We start from the raw sequence: 1039 nt of genomic DNA, 5'->3' as shown, positions 1-1039 counted from the left end.
GCGGCCCCGGCGCCCCGCCCCAGGGGCCCAGCGCCGCCGGACGCGTGCCCGGCGGCCTCGCAGGCCCCAGAGGCGGCGGAGGGCCGGGAGGCGCAGGCCCGGGCGGGGGACCGGGAGGGCTCCTGAACGCCGGGACACCCGACGCCGCCGTCACCGCCGCCCTCAACGCCGGCGCCGCCTCCTACACGTGGGTCGCCGCCGCCGTCGGATCCAACACCGCCGCCGGCTACCAGCTCGCCACCGGCCGGCCCGTCATGGCCGTCGGCGGATTCAACGGCACCGACCCCGCCCCCACCCTCGCCGAGTTCCAGCGCCTCGCCCGCCAAGGAAGGATCCACTACTTCGTCGGCGGCGCCCGCGGCCAGGGACGCGCCCCGGGAGGCGGCAGGGCGCGCGGCGCCGGCAGCGGCAGCGACGCCGCCCAGCAGATCAGCGCATGGGTCGCCGCGCACTACACCCCCGCCACCGTCGGCGGCACCGTCCTGTACGACCTGACCCCCGGCGCGGGGTGACCGGTCGCCCCGCGCAGGGAAGAGAGGAAGGAGAACGGCACCAGCGAACAGGGAGTGACCCGATGGCCGACACGCTCGACGCCGACGAAGTCGCCGACCGCCTGCGCGGCCTGCCCACCTGGAGGCGGGACGGCGACCGGATCCGCAGGCAGGTCACCGCGCCGTCGTTCCCCGCCGGGATCGAGGTGGTCACCGACGTCGCCCGCGCCGCCGAGGACGCCGACCACCACCCCGACATCGACATCCGCTGGCGCACCCTGACCTTCGCCCTGACCACCCACAGCGCCGGCGGCCTCACCGGCAAGGACTTCGACCTCGCCGCGGCGATCGACGAGATCGCCGCCCGGCACGGCGCCGGGTAGGGCCGCGATGGCCGTGCAGGTGGCCGTGTGCGGGCCGGGCGAGTGCACCGAGCTCCAGTGGGACCACGCCTACGAGACCGGCCGGATCCTCGCCGGGCGCGGCGCCGTGGTCGTGTGCGGCGGGCACGGCGGCGTGATGGCCGCCGCGGCCGCGGGCGCCCGCAC

The 1039-nt window shown here is 78.0% G+C and carries 1 protein-coding gene and 2 pseudogenes; all 3 read left to right on the top strand.

What is annotated here, in order from left to right:
- A pseudogene (locus AB0K37_RS42345) lies at positions 1-512 on the top strand (glycosyl transferase); the annotation flags it as partial.
- A 62-nt stretch (positions 513-574) separates the two neighbouring features.
- Entirely contained in the window at positions 575-874 is a 300-nt protein-coding gene (locus AB0K37_RS42340) for a 4a-hydroxytetrahydrobiopterin dehydratase (RefSeq protein WP_363991924.1), read from the top strand.
- Between the two features lie 7 nt (positions 875-881).
- Positions 882-1039 (top strand): annotated as a pseudogene (locus AB0K37_RS42335) (dethiobiotin synthetase); the annotation flags it as partial.

Origin of the sequence: Actinomadura sp. NPDC049753 (assembly GCF_040674655.1) — a bacterium.
In the GTDB taxonomy this organism is placed as follows: Bacteria; Actinomycetota; Actinomycetes; order Streptosporangiales; family Streptosporangiaceae; genus Spirillospora; species Spirillospora verrucosospora.
The sequence above is the reverse complement of the archived record's forward strand: the minus strand, read 5'-3'. Positions and strand labels throughout refer to the sequence as shown.